This window comes from Pseudomonas sp. 2822-17, assembly GCF_002742485.1.
Lineage (GTDB): Bacteria > Pseudomonadota > Gammaproteobacteria > Pseudomonadales > Pseudomonadaceae > Aquipseudomonas > Aquipseudomonas cyclaminis.
The window spans coordinates 50,168-65,823 of sequence record NZ_LJRZ01000319.1 but is presented as its reverse complement, the minus strand read 5'-3'; the positions used below and the strand labels follow the sequence as shown (position 1 = coordinate 65,823).

Here is a 15,656-nt window from a genome sequence, read left to right as displayed (position 1 = left end):
GGGGAAACACCATGGGATTCAATTGCGGCATCGTCGGCCTGCCCAACGTCGGCAAATCCACCTTGTTCAACGCTTTGACCAAGTCCGGTATTGCGGCGGAGAACTTCCCCTTCTGCACCATCGAACCCAACAGCGGTATCGTGCCGATGCCGGATCCACGCCTGGATGCCTTGGCGGCCATCGTCAATCCCAAGCGCGTCCTGCCGACCACCATGGAGTTCGTTGACATCGCAGGCCTGGTAGCCGGCGCGTCGAAAGGCGAAGGCCTGGGCAACAAGTTCCTGGCCAACATCCGCGAAACCGATGCCATCGCCCACGTGGTCCGCTGCTTTGAAGACGAGAACGTGATTCACGTCTCCAACAGCGTCGACCCGAAACGCGACATCGAGATCATCGACCTGGAACTGATCTTCGCCGACCTCGACAGCTGCGAGAAACAACTGCAGAAAGTCGCGCGTAACGCCAAGGGCGGCGACAAGGACGCAGTGGTCCAGAAAGGCCTGCTGGAGCAGTTGATCGCACACTTCACCGAAGGCAAGCCGGCACGCAGCCTTATGAAGGGCATGGGCGCCGACGAGAAGGCCGTGATCAAGGGCTTCCACCTGCTGACCACCAAGCCGGTGATGTACATTGCCAACGTCGCTGAAGACGGCTTCGAGAATAACCCCCTGCTCGACGTGGTAAAAGCCATCGCGGACGAAGAAGGCGCGATCGTAGTGCCAGTGTGCAACAAGATCGAAGCGGAAATCGCCGAACTCGATGACGGCGAAGAAAAAGACATGTTCCTTGAGGCCCTGGGCCTGGAAGAACCTGGCCTGAACCGCGTGATTCGTGCGGGCTACGAAATGCTCAACCTGCAGACCTACTTCACCGCCGGTGTCGAAGAAGTCCGCGCCTGGACCGTCAAGGTCGGCGCCACCGCGCCACAGGCTGCAGGCGTGATCCACACCGACTTCGAAAAAGGCTTTATCCGTGCTGAAGTGATCGCCTACAACGACTTTATCCAGTTCAAGGGTGAAGCCGGTGCCAAGGAAGCGGGTAAATGGCGCCTGGAAGGTAAGGAATATATTGTTAAAGATGGCGATGTGATGCACTTCCGATTTAATGTGTAAACATCACCTGCAATAACTGCCGTAATAAAAAGCCGATGCATTGCATCGGCTTTTTTGTGGGCGAGCGTTTAATTTCAAATGTTATTTACATCCAAACATTAAACACTCTCAGACGTTTCCTATTGATCTTATTCGCGCGCCAGCTCAAACACCAACGCCCCAATTTAATCATTACAACCCAAAGACAATTTCCTACGTCACTTAACCCGCTAAACGCCTTAAAAACCAAAGACAACTTCTATAACCTAAGCTCAACTGGTCACCTTTTGCATACCGCCCTTTTAATAGCGATAAGGGAGCATCATTCAATGCCGGCAACCTTCAACATGGAAAATGAAACGGCAATTTCACTCATTGAAGGCCCGGACATTGAAAACACACTTAACAACACCGCTGCACTCGACATTGACATCTTGTTGCTGGGAGAAACCGGCACGGGAAAAGATACGCTAGCCCGACGAATTCATCTTTTATCGGGGCGACGTGGCAACCTTGTTGCCGTGAACTGTGCGGCCATCCCGGAAAGCCTGGCGGAAAGCCAATTGTTCGGCGTCAACAGCGGCGCCTATACCGGAGCAATGCAATCGCGGGCAGGGTTTGTCGAAGCCGCCCATCTGGGCACGTTATACCTCGATGAAATCGACAGCATGCCATTGGGTCTTCAAGCGAAGCTGCTGCGAGTATTGGAGTCGCGAGGCGTCGAGCGCCTGGGATCGACCCGTTTTATACCGGTGGACATGCGTGTCATAGCGTCGGCCCAGCACTCGCTGCACCAGATGGTCGAGCACGGTACCTTCCGGCGTGACCTTTACTTTCGCCTGAATGTCGTCCACATCCAGCTTCCGCCCCTGCGGGACAGGCGTGAGCGCATCATCCCGTTGTTTCTGGAGATGATCCAGCAGGAAGCCGACCATTTCAATTGCTCGGCCCCGCCGCCCTCTGACGGGCTGCTGCAACAATTGTTGTGCCACCCATGGCTGGGTAATGTCCGCGAGTTGCGTTCGACGGCAAAACGGTTCGTGCTGGGGTTGACACCGCTCTCCACTCCCATGAACAGCTTGGTTGATACCAAGACGAACCTGAAGGCACGCCTGCAGCAAATTGAAAAGGCACTGATTGAGGAGTCGCTGTGCCGCCATGAGCATTGTGTAGATACCGTGTCGCTGGAACTGGGGGTTGCCAAGCGCACGTTGTATCACAGGATGAAACAGCTGGAGATAGCGCTGGGATGAGTTCGTTTGGGACGCTCGCCACTCCAAGTCATGTTACAAATTCCAGGCAACCCTAAACACGACCCAAATTCTTATCGGCTCAACACACTGATGCTTGATAAATCTTGTTTCCACCTCAACGCTTAGCTACACATTTTGAAATACCTAGCCTTTACATAAGCTGGAACGCTTTAACCGAATCTAACCACCTAACTATAGCCAGGTTCGAGGCCTCCTTAAAAAGAGGGAACTCAAGTATCACTCGACACCCGGCAACCACATCAACACTCACGTCAACAATACCGGAGTCTCATCATGATTGGTCCAAGTGGTTCTGGATACAACCCATCAGCCAATATATACAACAACATGCTCCAAAGCCCGAGCGGAGGTATCGACAAAGGTGCCAGCTCGGCGAATGATCGATCTGAGGAAGTCGCCGAAGCGACTTTCCAAGAAAGTTTGAGAGCGAGACTGATCTCGGGACTCTATGCCGCGGCTAAAGAAATCCGGTCGTAACGTGATCACCTCCCCGGCTCGTAAGCCGGGGGGGCTTTCATACGAGCTTAAGCCGCTAACATGCCGACAACAATCACTAAAGGCCTTACATGCAGATAGAAGATTTTGGTTCGTCAACGTTTGTTAACGGCAGGGACAGCATCAGAAATAAGCAAGCCTCTCCAGCGCCCGCGACAGATGTTGCTTTTTTCTCGTCAATGCTGGATCCCTTGGCACCGAACACCGCCACGATGGTTAAAGACGGTATACCTTCGCTACTGGCAAACACTTCAAACCAACTTCAGGACTTACAACGCCGCCTTGGGCGCACGTTGAAATCTTCAAGTAAAACCATGAACGTTGAAAAGCTCAGGGAGTATCCACGCGATTTATCCAATGCGACGCTTACCTCGCAGCTCCTGATAAAAAGCCTAGGCAAAGCTACCCAATGCATCGACAAAATTTCTAATCTGCAATAGTGAACATGACTAAATTCCTGCCTGTCGCGTTACTTCTGGTGATTACATTCACGTTAGGCGGTTGCAGCGACCGTGTTGAACTTCATCGCCAACTCTCTGAGCAAGAGGCCAATGAAGTCATCGCTGAATTGGCGGACAAACACATTCGCGCGCAAAAAATCCCAGCAAAAGATGGTGTCGTGGTTGCGGTTAATGCAACCGACATCGGGCGTGCCGTACGCACGTTGGAGGCCGCAGGCCTACCCCGCATTGCACGGACGACCCTGGGCGATACCTTTCGCAAGGAAGGGGTTATTTCCACCCCGCTGGAAGAGCGGGCACGCTACATTTATGCCTTGTCCCAAGAACTTGAGGCGACGCTGTCTAACATTGACGGCGTCATCGTTGCCCGCGTGCACGTAGTACTGCCAGAACGCATCGCACCAGGAGAGCCGGTCCAACCTGCGTCCGCTTCAGTATTCATCAAACACGACCCGCGCTTGGACCCCGATAACATCCGCGCACGCGTCCGAAGGATGGTGGCGAGCAGTATCCCAGGCATGACCTCAGCAGTAGATAACCCGCAAAAGCTCACGGTTATATTCGTACCAGCCACCACTTATCAGGAACAACAGCGCCTGGTGTATTTCGGGCCGTTTCTTGTACCCAGCGACGATCTCGGATTTTGGCGAGTCGCCATTATCGTTTCTCTGCTCAGTTTGGTTTCATGCGTGGCCGCCGTGCTATTCCTGCAAAATCGGCGTCAACGCCGTATCCAGGGGTCACCCGCAGCTAGCAACACGTTTGGTCCTGTTGATGATGCTTAGACCCGATCAGTCGATGCGTGAACATCTGACCTGGGTCCAGTGGTGGGCATTCCCGTGGAAGTGTGCTCACGAGGACTGGCGAGGTGACAAGTATCGCGTGTTTATGACGCTCTATCACTGCGGACAGTCGGCACCGATCAGCCTCACAGACGTTGCACCTTGCTTACCTCCTGCACCTCATCCCACCGTGCTGCGCTTGGCCCTGGCCTCTACGGACCAGCTTAACCTGGCGATGGAATTAGTTCACAACACGTTCAGTCCTCAAGCGGCAACGCTCTTGAGCGACAGTCACCATCTATGGTGCCTGCGTTTATCCAAGGCATTTCCTCCCGCCATGTTGTCGCCGGATGCAGATCCGTTGCAACTGCTCCATAACTGGGTAGACCCCGATATCTGGAAACGCCTTCGCTTGCGATTCCCCCGCGAGCGCGTGCGTGAGGTTGAAAGGATTAATGTCCCGATTGAGAAGAACGCAGTCAGCCGGCTGAATACGCTATGGCAAGCCGTAGCCTGGCGCGCTACAGCACGGGCTACAGATCAGATACATCCCGAACCTGGCGGCGAGGAAACCAATGATGTTATGCCGATACACAATTGAGTTACCCACAGACGCGCCTAGAGCGCCGCGTGCTCTTATCCCCCGCGACGAGCTTTTAAATTGGAAGCAGGCGGACCAACTCCTGAGCCGGGCCGATGCCCAGGCCAATGAGCTGATACGCCAGGCAGAGAAAAAATGTGAAGTGTTACTCGAAACGGCCTCACTGGAAGTCTGGCAACGCGCAGATGCCCAATTCAAGCAGTGGGAACGCGAGCGTCAAACGATGTGCCAGAGCCTGGAACGCTACGCAACATCGCTCACGAACCAGGCGATTCAATGCCTGCTTGACGAAACGGTTCCTCCCCAACGCCTAGCGGCCTTGATTAAGCAATTGCTTGCAAGCCAAGTCCAGGAGATCGACGCAACATTGCTCTGCCACCCACATGAGTGTGAGGAGATAAAACAGTGCCTAGCTCATTACAAGGCGACGTTTTGGAAGCTTCAACCCGACGAAACAATCCCAACTCAGACCCTCGTGCTAAAAACCGACGAGGGAGATTTTCGTATTAGTTGGCGTTCAATGCTCGATACTTTTTTCAACCAAGGCAAAGAACTCCGCATCGAAATTTAACGATACATACCTTGCGCTTTGCATGACGTACTTCAACAAAATTGTTTATCAATGCACACACAAGAGAACCTACATGGACTTTTTCAAAGACCTATCACGCGACCTTTTAAATAACAGCAATACCGCCCATAAACTGTACAACTCGAAGTCTCGCGCTGCAACGGGAGATCCATCGGACTCCGCGTTGTTCTACGAACTCGCCGTAAGAACTACAACAGCCCAGATGGCGTTCCTGGAACACACCCGAGTCAAGCACATGTTACTCAAAAGTACTTTTGAGAGTTTTCAATAAAATGCAGGCGTTTATCAGCGAATGGCTACACAGCCGCAAAGAGCAGATCAGCTTTTTTGAAAAAGATAGCGAAATAATCCTGAAGCATCAGGGAGGCGATTTGTTGCTCAAGGCTCAACTAACCTCAGCACACTCAGATAACGCATCGCCTCTATTCTGGCTGCGGCTCGGCGGCGCCAGTCTGAATCACTTTCGGGGCGCACTTGCTCAAAAAGCTGACACAGGTGCGTTATGGCTGGTTCAAAGCCTGCGGGGTGGGCAAGGAGAAGCCAACGTGCTGAGTTCCCTCGCTGCCCTGCTCAACCAACGCGATACATGGCGCGCAGCAATCACGCGCCTTGCTCGCCCGTCCCGGCACTTCAAACCCACTTCGCTCCGCTCACTGCCTTTCTAACCAGAGAAACGTCTATGTATAACCGCCCTCCCAAGCGCAGCAGCTTGCGCCTTCATTCGCCCGGTGATTCATCAAAAAGATCGCATTGGCGGCGCAGCATGCTTGTGCTTTCCTGCCTGCTGATTCCCGTCAGTAGCGCGTTAGCCGCCATTCCCCCGGAATGGAAAAACACCGCCTACGCCTATGAAGCCGAACACAAACCCCTGAGGGAAGTGCTCGAAGACTTCGGCCAGACCTTCGGCACACAACTGCAAATCGAGGGTTTGCTGGAGGGGACTGTCAACGGCAAGATCCGTGCGAATACCCCGCAGTCCATGTTGGACAGGCTGGGCGTTGAGCACCGCTTCCAGTGGTATCTCTACAACAACACCCTGTACATCAGCACGCTGGACCAGCAGGAGTCCGCGCGGCTGGAGGTGTCTTCGGAGACGATCAGCGACCTCAAACAGGCGCTGACCGATATCGGATTGCTCGATAGCCGTTTCGGCTGGGGCGAGCTACCGGAAGACGGTGTCGTACTCGTCTCCGGTCCCAGGAGCTATATCCAACAGATCAAGCAATTCAGCAGTCAACGCCGCTCTGCGGATGAAAAACAGAGCGTGCTGAGTTACCCGTTGAAGTTCGCCAATGCGACAGACCGCCTGGTGGATTACCGCGGTGAAAAACTCAACGTTCCCGGCGTCGCCAGCATTTTGCGCGGGCTGCTGGAACCTCGCGCCTCCTCTGCTCTCTCGGGTCTCGGCCAGCGCCCTGCAGCCCAGCCGTCGCCTCTCACGCCAAACGTGCCCCGCCTGGGCAACCCGTTGTTGGGCCAAATGCTTGGTGCAAACGCCAACCCTGCGCAAATGGACATGGGGGCGACCTTGACCCCGCGAGCTTCGGTCGCCAGCAGCCGGATCCGCGTCGAGGCGGATGTGCGTAACAACGCCGTGCTGATCTACGACGTGCCAGAGCGTCAGGCGATGTATCGGGAGTTGATCAGCCAGCTCGACGTTGCGCGCAAACTGGTTGAGATCGATGCGATCATCCTCGATATCGAGCGCACGCAGTTGCGCGAGTTCGGGGTGAACTGGGGCTTTCAGAACAGCCGGTTTCGCGGCGGCGCCAATGTCTCGCCGGGCACCTCATCGCAACTATCGATTGAAAACCGTGACCGCTTCTATGCCGATATACGCGCATTGGAAGCCAAGGGCTTGGCAACCATGGTCTCTAACCCCTCCGTGCTCACCCTGGAAAACCAACCGGCAGTCATCGATTTCAACCGCACGCAGTACCTGACACCCGGTAGAGAGAATGCAACCATTTTGCCGGTTACCGTGGGCACCAGCTTCCAGGTAGTGCCTCGCGTCATCACCAGCCGTGGCGGCCATCAGATCCACTTGGTGGTGGATATTGAAGACGGCAATTTCGACGAGACCAGCCCCAATCCGAACAACCTTGACGTGCGCCGAGGCAAGGTCAGCACCCAGGCCGTGATGGCGGAAAAGCGTTCGCTGGTGGTCGGCGGCTTCCATGTGACCGAGCGCAGCGACAAGCAAAACAAAGTGCCGTTGCTGGGTGATATTCCGCTGCTGGGCAAGGTGCTGTTCTCCTCGACCGAGCGCCAGAACAATCGGCGTGAGCGCTTGTTCATCCTCACCCCGCGTGTCATTGGTGACCAAACCGACCCGTCACGCTACTTGCCCCAGGCCGACCAGGCCGAACTGCAGGCCGCCCTCACGCCGCTGGCCAGGCGCGTTAACCCGCACCAACCGGTGATCAAGCGCAGCGACATCACCAGCACACTGGCCCATCTGGTCAGCGGGCAAGTCCCCAAGGCCTTCAAGGCGGCGCCGATGCCACTGGGGCTCGATACCCTGTGCAACACCCGTGACCTGCTGGCACTGAATACCGAACGCAGCCAATGGTATGCCGGACCGGAGTACAACGTCGCGGTGGTGGTACTGCGCAACCAGTTCACGCGCAATGTGCGCATTGATGAAAAAGAATGCAGCAACTCGCAGACGTTGGCCGTGAGTGTCTGGCCGCGTGCCTGGCTCAAGCCAGGTGAAGAAGCCGAGGTCTTTATCGCCATGCGACCGGTGGTAAAGGATGAACACCTCAGCGTGCCACGCCCCTCCTTGCTCTCTCCAATCCAGAAGGCCACGCCATGAAACACCGCTTGTTGTACGTCACCCTGATCGGCGCGGCATTGCTCGCCACCGGTTGCACACCGACCTGCAAGGGCGACTCCTGCTCACGCCCGCAATCCACCAAGGATAAGCTGGTGATCTGGTGGCCGCCTCAAATGCGCGTCGAACCCGGCCCCGCCGGGGAGCGTGCGGACTATCAGACGGTGTCGCTGGAGCGATGAGTACTCCGGGGATACTGGACGACCATCAGCGTCAGGTCTTCCTCGATAACCTGGTGGGCGGCACTGCCGCTCACCTTACGCTCGGCCCTGGTATAACGGTGTGCGCACAGAACGCAGGCACCCAACCAGGGGTGGCGCTGCTGGTCGCTCGCGAAGCGCTGCAGACTGGGCAATTGCAGCAGGCGTTGGAACGACGCTTTGAGCAAGCGCTGGCGTTCGATGGCTGTTTTATCTACCTCGACGCCCAGGACACCCTGGTGATCTGGCACGCGCTGCCTGCAACAACCCGCGCTGCGGACAGGGTCCTCAGCCGGATGCTGACACTGGCCAGCCTGCAAGCCCTGGACACGGGCTCAACCCGCTGATCAATGTTGCTCAAGCTCTGGCAACTCCAGGGTTTCACGCTTGGCCTCATCATCCAGCTCGCGCAAGGTCCGGTAGATCAACGCGACGGCTTGCAAGGTTTCGCGCGGAATGTTCTCGCCCAGTTTCTTCGTATAAAGCGTGCGAGCGAGCCAAACACACTGGATCACTGGCACGTCGGCCGCCTTGGCGCGGTGGATCAGTTTGCGAGCGTTGGCGTCAGTGCCCTTGTCCACCAGCAAGGGCAACGGTGTTTTGCCGGGGCGGTAGTAAAGCGCTACGGCAAAGTGCGTCGGGTTGACCACCAGCATATCGGCCTCCTCCAGCTTGGGCAGCTTGACCTTCGGTTCCTCTTGGGCCAATTGGTACGCCAACGAGCGGCGCTGCCCTTTCACATGGGGGTCGCCCTCCATATCCTTATACTCTTTGACGACCTCGACCTGAGTCATGCGCATGCGCTTGGCAAAAAAGTGCTTCTGCAATATCAGGTCGATCAGAGCCAGCACCAGCAGCAACCCCAGGCACGCGTGCAGCAGGTGACGGAACAGTGCAATCAGCGCCAGAAGGTAACTTTGCAGATCGCTATTGGCCAGGTTGATCAACGTTCCCAACGAAGGCCAGACCACCACGTACACAATCAATCCCAGGAGAAACGCTTTGGCGATGCTCATCAATAGGTTCATCAGCGACTGGGCTGAGAACATCTGCTTGATTTGGCTGAGGGGGTTCAGGCGGTTGAAATCGAGCTTCAGGGTCTGCGGAGCAAACAGTATCCCGAACTGCATCCAACTGCTGATCAGCTTCACGATGATCGCAACACCGGCCATCAGCAGGGCGAACGAGAAAAACACCACCAGGCCTTCGGCCAACACTTCCTCCAGCGCTCGCACGAAAGGCTGATTCAGGCGGGACATCGGTAACATCATCAGTTGCTGGAACCGTTGCAAACTGGTCTGGGCGGTGAACAACGCGATTTCGCTGATGGCGGTGAGCACCAGCAACTTGCCCACATCCTGGCTTTGAGCAACCTGGCCTTTCTTGCGTTGGTCACGCAGCTTCTTGGCAGATGCCGGGTGTTTTTTCTCCCCGGAATCACTCATGGTATCGCCGCCTTGAACAGCAGGCCCAGCGAGTGCTTGAGGTCCCCCAACTGGCTCATGCGCCCGACGATCAAGTCCTGTAGCAGCGCAAAGTACAACAGCAGGATTCCGATACCCGCCAGGCTCTTGACCGGTGGCGCCAGCGAACTCACCTGCAACTGCTGACTGTAGACCCCCAGCAACGCGATGCCGAATTCCAGCAACAGCAGCACTGCAATGAACGGTGCGGCATAGAGCATCATGTGCGTGAAGGTATCCGCGAGCAGGTCGACAAATACGCTCATGCCATTCGCCGCCGGCAGCGGAAACCACACCGTGGGGGGCCAGATCAGGTAACTGTCCCAGATCACCTGAGTCAGGGAGCCCAGCCCCAGGCTGACGATCAACAGAAAAATCGCCAACTGCTTGAACAAGTGCCCGATGGGCGTCGCATCCGGCCCCAGCGAAGGGTTGAGCTGGCCGCCGGCCAAGGCGCCGCGCTGGTTATCGAGCAGTGCGCCTACCGACTCGAACATCCAGAACGGCATAGAAAGCAAAACGCCCAACAAAAACCCCAGGGCCACTTCCTTGAGCACCAGGCCACCGAGCATGAGCCCTGAGTAGTCGTGGCCCTCCAATGCCGCATGAATACCCGGTGCAGGCATCAGCGCCATGACCATCACGATGGTGTGCCGTGGCATGCCGCGGATATGCTGAAAACAGAACGCGACCACCAGAAAGGCGCAGGGGTAGATACGCGCCATGCCAATGATCAGGCTGGGCAGGAACTCCAGATACAGCAGCACAGGCAAACCTCAATTCAGGGCCGAGCGACCGATCATCTCGAACGTCAGGTTGATCAGTTGAATCAACTCCACACCAATCCAGCGGCCGGTCATGATCAACGTGATACCCACGGCCACCAGCTTGATACCAAAGGGCAGCGTCTGGTCCTGTATCTGCATCAGCGCCTGCACCAGCGACGTCAGCACGCCCACCACCACCGCCACAATCAGCGGCGGTGCCGACAGCACCACCACCAGCAACATGCCTTGCTTGAACAGTACGATCGGTTCCATACGCCCCTCAGAGATAGGAAAGGAACAGGCTGTCGAGCAACCGCGACCAGCCAGACACCAGCACGAACAAGAGCAACTTGAGCGGCAGGGAGATGGTCATGGGCGAGACCATCTGCATCCCCAATGCCAGCAGCAGGTTGGAGACGATCAGGTCGATCACGATGAAGGGGATATAGATGAGAAAGCCGATCTCGAACCCCGCCTGCAGTTGCGACAGCACGAAGGCCGGTATCAACAGGATCAGGTCCTCGCGCTGCACCTCTTGCGCCATCTGCGCAGGCCACAGGCGCGCGGTATTTTCCAGCAGATGGGTCAGTACGTCCGGGTCGACGTTGCGCAGCATGAATGCACGCAGCGGTTTGATTGCCTCATTCCCGGTCTGCAGAAACGTCTGTACGTTAGTCATGTCCAGAGGCGAAGCCTTGACGCTCTCGGCGATCTCGTACCCCACCGGGGCCATGATAAACAGCGTGGCCGCCAACGCGATCCCGTTGATGGCCATGCTTGGCGGGACCTGCTGCACACCGATGGCGTTGCGGGTAATCATCAGCACAATGACAATCTTCAAGAACGATGTGCAGATGATCAACAGCATGGGCATCAACGACAATGCCCCAAGGAACATCGCTAGAATGAGGGGATCTATCCCCTGCAGTGTCATCGACCGACCATCACGCGAGACAACTGCAAGCCCAGGCGCCCGTCGACTTCCACCAACTGACCCTGGCCAATAGGGAGATCCCCATAGTAAAGGCCGGCCATTCCTGGGGCATATCCGGCAATCCCCAGCACCGCGCCGGGGGCGAGGTTACGCAACTCACCCAGAGTAAGGTTCAACGTCCCGCAGCGTACGTTCAGCCCGATGCTCAACTCATCGAACGGCTCGCTGCCGAACACATCCACTATGGGCTCATCCTCCTCATGCCCTGAGAAGGGGGGTATTGAAAATTCCTCGTCCACAGACGTGTCCTCGATAGAAGTAAGGGTCAGACGCAGCTGCCCGGTGTCGTCATCAATGCAGCCATGCAGCCGCTGTCTGCCAACCTGTAAATGGCCATTGCCGTGGGCTTGAAACAAGCACTGCTCAAAGATCAGCACGTCGCCAGGCCGCAGGCTGCGTGCCTGCGCAATGGGTAATTGCAAACGTCCCAGGATCACGGCAATTGGCAGTTGAAATGCTCCAGGCATCGGAGCGCCCATGGCGCGCCAAGGCCCCGCATCACACAACGCCAGGAAACTTTCAGCCGACAACCACATATAGCCCGTGACACGCGACGCCCCCAGGGTCACGCTGAGCCGGCAACCAAACCCGGTGGGGCGCTCTGTCTCCAGCAAGCGCACATAGCCCAGCAGGGCCAGCACCTGAGGGCTGAGATGATGTTGAAACAGCGCCCAGAACCAGGACTCTGCATCGTTGCCAGCCTCGGCCAGCGTCACCGGGCACTCACCCAGCAAGCTCAATAACGGCCCGGCCTCAGCGAGCGCCAGCACCCCGCATACGGTTTCCAGGCACACGGCTTTGACCCCGGCAGGCGCGCGCCCTGGTTCGAGACACAACTCACCGCCCTGCCCCGCCACGTGGAACGGCAGGCGCAAGCCGCGCCCCAATCGACGGCGTGCGGCAACCGTATCGCCGTTGACCAAAGGCAATATCAACTGCGGCATCATCATGCCGACCCGGCGTTGGGTATAAACAGGCTGACCGGCTGCCCCAGCGCGGCGGCAAATCGACCTTCGCACTGTTGGCGCGTGCCCCTGAGCCAACGCGCTGTGGCGTCATCTTCCGCTTCCAGATCAATGCTCCAGGCGTTCTGCTCACGGCGTACGCTGGCGTTGATCCGTCCCAGCCGCGGCAAATACAACACCGCCTGAAGCGGCCACTGCGCGCTGCCCATCACGCGAGGTGCCAGTTGCTCCGCAAGCGCCTCAATCATGGAAGTCGTCATCGACTCTTTCATGCCCGACAAGCCACCCCGCGTCCCGCTACCTTCATCGCTATCGCTGAACAACTGGGCAAACAGCCGCCCTTGCTCCCACGGCACCACGACGCCAGCACCAGGCTCATGTCCCTCTCTAGGCTCGCGCTGTCGTGGGCGTTCGGTGGGTTTGGTTGAAACCTGGGTCATGTCGACTCCTGGAGCAGTAAAAGAGATAACTCCTGCAGTTTTTCCACCTGACGCAGACACTCGGTAACCTGTTTCTGAGTACTGTCGACGCGGGCTTCCTTTTCTTCCTGCTGCCCCCGTAGCGTTTCCAGCTGACCTTGGTCGCGCCGAGTCGTGGCAGACAATGAGCGCTCCTGCGCACCCCAGGATTTGAGCGCCTGCAGGGTCAATACCTGGCCTTGATGCTGACTGAGCAATTGGGCGCTTTGCCGGGCCTCTTCCTCCCGGGCTTGCTCAAGGGCGGCCTGGGCCTGCTGGATATGTGCGAGCAAGGCTTTCTGAGCCCGCTTCGCTTCACGCAGCGCGCGCTCGGCCCGGTCCGCCCGATGCCGGCGCAGGCGTCGCAAGGTCTCGACTTCATCCAGCAGCACATTCGAATAGTTTGATTCAGAAAGGGACATAGGCAGTCAGCTCCTTGAGCTGGTCCAGCGTAGCCGCGAGTGGCGCCGGCTCACGCAAGTCTTGGCGCAGGAAATCGTCCACGGCCTGACGACTGTCCACGGCCAGGTCGGTCAGGGCATCGCTGCCGGGCTGGTACTCACCCAGCTTGAGCATCAACTCGATCTGCTGGTACGCCGACAACAGGCGCCGCAACGCCGTCCCGGCACGGATGTCGTCAGGCTCGGCGACATTGCTCAAAATCCGCGACAGGCTCGCGAGGACATCGACCGCCGGGTAGTGCCCGCGCTCGGCCAGCTTGCGGGACAGCACGATATGCCCATCGAGCAGCGAACGAACCTCATCGGCCACGGGGTCGTTCATGGAGTCCTGTTCGATCAGCACCGTGTAGATAGCGGTGATCACGCCTTCACGGGTCAGGCCGGCGCGCTCGACCAGCCGTGGCAACAGGCTGTACACCGACGGAGGTAAACCACCGCGCCCCAAGGGTTCGCCGGCGGCCAGGCCGATTTCGCGCTGGGCCCGGGCGAAACGCGTCAGGGAATCGATCAGCAGCAACACCCGCTTCCCCTTGCGTCGAAAACCTTCCGCCAATGCGGTTGCCGTAAAGGCCGCACGGGCGCGCTCCATGCTGGAGCGATCGGACGTGGCACACACCAGTACCGCTTTGGAGCGCAGCTGCTCATCCAGTTCGTGGTCGAGAAACTCACGCAGCTCCCGGCCCCGCTCGCCGATCAGGCCGAATACAATCACATCGCACTCGACATTACGGGCGATCTCGGCCAACAAGGTGGTCTTGCCGCAACCGGCCCCCGCAAACAACCCCACACGCTGGCCTTCGCCGAGCGTCAGAAGGCCGTCGATCGAGCGCACACCCGTGGCCAGCGCGCGGTTGATCCTCGGCCGGTCGGTGGGCAAGGGCGCTTCACATAACACCGGGCTTGCATCAGGCGCATCAGCCTCGGCAAACGCACTGGGGCCATCCCCCGTAATCGGCCGTCCAAAACCATCCAGCACCTGGCCCAGCAGCGCGTCACTGACCTGCACGCAATGCGGCACACCCAGGCGCTCCACGCCGGCGCCCACGCGCACACCTTCCAGGTTGCCCAGGGCACTGAGCACCGCATCCTGCTGATCAAAACCGATGATCTCGGCCAGCATGTATTCGCCTGGCTTTTTTTCTACCTGGCACAAGTCACCGATACGCGCCTGAGGCAACCGGCATTGCAGCAGCATGCCGTTGACGCGCTGGATACGACCGCGCATCTTCACCGGCGAAAACCTCACCAGCGATTGTGTCTGGCGCTGCTGCCATGCATCGAGGCGCGCTTGCAGATCCGTACTCACCAGCGCACCTCATAGCGCTGTGCGCCATCGAAAATCACTTTGCTGTTATCGATCAAGACCAGACGCAAGCCATCCAATTCGTCCCCCACAAACAGCCGACCGCCGTCTTCAAGCACCACATGACCGTTCGGCCCGCCAACGATCTGCACAATCCTGAACGGCGGTGCGCTGTCGCGTACCCGGACACGGCTGATCACCGGAACGTCACTGTCAAACTGCTCGCCAAAGCGGCTGAGCATGCGCGCCACCAAGTCCACATCCTCTTGGGAAACATCCCCATTGAGGGCAACCTGGCCATTGATCACCTGCAAGCTGACGCGATGATCCAACTCGCGCTCGTTGAGCATCTTCAGCAACTGCTGGCGCACTTCGAACGGCGAACCCAGCTCGTTTTTCTTGACCTCAGGAGGCATCAGCGAAGCCTGGGCCTCGCGCTCCCCCGTAGAGGCCATGCCCACCGCCATGATGATGATCGTCACCACCAACACCAGGCTGAGCAGGCGCTTTTGCTGGGAGTGCGAGATGGACGACAACGTGAGTGTTCGCACAGGGTCGACGCTCGGGCGCGATGATGTCGGTACCGCCGCCGGAGCTGGCGCTGGTGCCTGGGGCCAGGGATGATCAGCCAGGGCGACACACAGCCGAACTGTGCCCACCAGAAACGGTACGCTGACTTCCAGCCTCGCAATCTGGGCCAGCACCTGTCCGTCGACGCTGCGCAGCAGACCGGCTTCGGCTTGTACCGACCAGTTCGAGTCGATAAACCGCAACCGCGCATGCTGCTCGGCGATCCCAGAATCATTGAGCACCAAATCTGCATCTGCATGGGCACCAATACTCCATTCGTCGCCAAACAACGGCAACGCAGCGCCTTGGTGTAAACCGTCCAGCACACGTAGCTCAAACATCA

Annotated in this window: 19 protein-coding genes; 10 read left to right on the top strand and 9 right to left on the bottom strand. The window is 57.9% G+C overall.

Annotated features, from left to right (window positions below; all coding sequences use genetic code 11):
- Nucleotides 1–11 precede the first annotated feature (11 nt).
- From ychF to AOA60_RS07835, 10 genes are all read left to right on the top strand, one after another.
- Nucleotides 12–1,112 carry a redox-regulated ATPase YchF gene (ychF, locus tag AOA60_RS07885; protein WP_099583947.1) on the top strand — a complete coding sequence of 367 codons (1,101 nt, stop codon included), beginning with the start codon at nt 12–14 and terminating at the stop codon, nt 1,110–1,112.
- A gap of 308 nt (nt 1,113–1,420) precedes the next feature.
- On the top strand, nt 1,421–2,344 hold the full coding sequence (locus AOA60_RS07880) for a sigma 54-interacting transcriptional regulator (RefSeq protein ID WP_099583946.1): 924 nt from the start codon (nt 1,421–1,423) through the stop codon (nt 2,342–2,344).
- 587 nt (nt 2,345–2,931) lie between these two features.
- On the top strand, nt 2,932–3,300 hold the full coding sequence (locus tag AOA60_RS07875; protein ID WP_099583945.1) for an EscI/YscI/HrpB family type III secretion system inner rod protein: 369 nt from the start codon (nt 2,932–2,934) through the stop codon (nt 3,298–3,300).
- Between the two features lie 5 nt (nt 3,301–3,305).
- Entirely contained in the window at nt 3,306–4,106 is an 801-nt protein-coding gene (sctJ, locus tag AOA60_RS07870) for a type III secretion system inner membrane ring lipoprotein SctJ (protein WP_099583944.1), read from the top strand.
- A gap of 13 nt (nt 4,107–4,119) precedes the next feature.
- Entirely contained in the window at nt 4,120–4,704 is a 585-nt protein-coding gene (locus AOA60_RS07865; protein ID WP_099583994.1) for a type III secretion protein, read from the top strand.
- Nucleotides 4,682–5,275: a type III secretion system stator protein SctL gene (gene sctL / locus AOA60_RS07860; RefSeq protein ID WP_099583943.1), complete on the top strand. Its 594-nt coding sequence runs from the start codon at nt 4,682–4,684 to the stop codon at nt 5,273–5,275. Before AOA60_RS07865 ends, sctL begins: the two co-directional genes overlap by 23 nt.
- 293 nt (nt 5,276–5,568) lie before the next feature.
- Nucleotides 5,569–5,961 (top strand): type III secretion protein, encoded by a 393-nt coding sequence (locus AOA60_RS07850; protein WP_099583941.1) that lies wholly within the window; start codon nt 5,569–5,571, stop codon nt 5,959–5,961.
- Between the two features lie 14 nt (nt 5,962–5,975).
- Nucleotides 5,976–8,114 (top strand): type III secretion system outer membrane ring subunit SctC, encoded by a 2,139-nt coding sequence (gene sctC / locus AOA60_RS07845; protein WP_099583940.1) that lies wholly within the window; start codon nt 5,976–5,978, stop codon nt 8,112–8,114.
- Nucleotides 8,111–8,314, top strand: a complete 204-nt coding sequence (hrpT, locus tag AOA60_RS07840) for an HrpT family type III secretion system protein (protein WP_099583939.1) — start codon at nt 8,111–8,113, stop codon at nt 8,312–8,314. Before sctC ends, hrpT begins: the two co-directional genes overlap by 4 nt.
- Nucleotides 8,311–8,679 carry a transcriptional regulator gene (locus AOA60_RS07835; RefSeq protein ID WP_099583938.1) on the top strand — a complete coding sequence of 123 codons (369 nt, stop codon included), beginning with the start codon at nt 8,311–8,313 and terminating at the stop codon, nt 8,677–8,679. Before hrpT ends, AOA60_RS07835 begins: the two co-directional genes overlap by 4 nt.
- Here AOA60_RS07835 and sctU read toward each other — a convergent pair whose 3' ends face one another.
- The 9 genes from sctU to AOA60_RS07790 are packed head-to-tail and all read right to left on the bottom strand — an operon-like array spanning nt 8,680 to nt 15,654.
- Nucleotides 8,680–9,777 (bottom strand): type III secretion system export apparatus subunit SctU, encoded by a 1,098-nt coding sequence (gene sctU / locus AOA60_RS07830; RefSeq protein ID WP_099583937.1) that lies wholly within the window; start codon nt 9,775–9,777, stop codon nt 8,680–8,682. It abuts the gene before it with no gap.
- Nucleotides 9,774–10,562 carry a type III secretion system export apparatus subunit SctT gene (sctT, locus tag AOA60_RS07825; protein WP_099583936.1) on the bottom strand — a complete coding sequence of 263 codons (789 nt, stop codon included), beginning with the start codon at nt 10,560–10,562 and terminating at the stop codon, nt 9,774–9,776. The genes sctU and sctT overlap by 4 nt, the downstream gene beginning before the upstream one ends.
- 9 nt (nt 10,563–10,571) lie before the next feature.
- Entirely contained in the window at nt 10,572–10,835 is a 264-nt protein-coding gene (gene sctS, locus AOA60_RS07820) for a type III secretion system export apparatus subunit SctS (protein WP_065938437.1), read from the bottom strand.
- A 7-nt stretch (nt 10,836–10,842) separates the two neighbouring features.
- Nucleotides 10,843–11,496: a type III secretion system export apparatus subunit SctR gene (gene sctR / locus AOA60_RS07815; RefSeq protein WP_099583935.1), complete on the bottom strand. Its 654-nt coding sequence runs from the start codon at nt 11,494–11,496 to the stop codon at nt 10,843–10,845.
- Nucleotides 11,493–12,506: a FliM/FliN family flagellar motor switch protein gene (locus AOA60_RS07810; protein ID WP_099583934.1), complete on the bottom strand. Its 1,014-nt coding sequence runs from the start codon at nt 12,504–12,506 to the stop codon at nt 11,493–11,495. Before AOA60_RS07810 ends, sctR begins: the two co-directional genes overlap by 4 nt.
- Nucleotides 12,503–12,961, bottom strand: a complete 459-nt coding sequence (locus AOA60_RS07805; protein ID WP_099583933.1) for a type III secretion system HrpP C-terminal domain-containing protein — start codon at nt 12,959–12,961, stop codon at nt 12,503–12,505. The genes AOA60_RS07810 and AOA60_RS07805 overlap by 4 nt, the downstream gene beginning before the upstream one ends.
- Nucleotides 12,958–13,401, bottom strand: coding sequence for a YscO family type III secretion system apparatus protein (locus AOA60_RS07800; protein WP_099583932.1), 444 nt, complete (start codon nt 13,399–13,401; stop codon nt 12,958–12,960). Before AOA60_RS07800 ends, AOA60_RS07805 begins: the two co-directional genes overlap by 4 nt.
- Nucleotides 13,388–14,746, bottom strand: coding sequence for a FliI/YscN family ATPase (locus AOA60_RS07795; protein ID WP_099583931.1), 1,359 nt, complete (start codon nt 14,744–14,746; stop codon nt 13,388–13,390). The genes AOA60_RS07800 and AOA60_RS07795 overlap by 14 nt, the downstream gene beginning before the upstream one ends.
- Entirely contained in the window at nt 14,743–15,654 is a 912-nt protein-coding gene (locus AOA60_RS07790; RefSeq protein ID WP_099583993.1) for an FHA domain-containing protein, read from the bottom strand. The genes AOA60_RS07795 and AOA60_RS07790 overlap by 4 nt, the downstream gene beginning before the upstream one ends.
- Between the last annotated feature and the right edge of the window lie 2 nt (nt 15,655–15,656).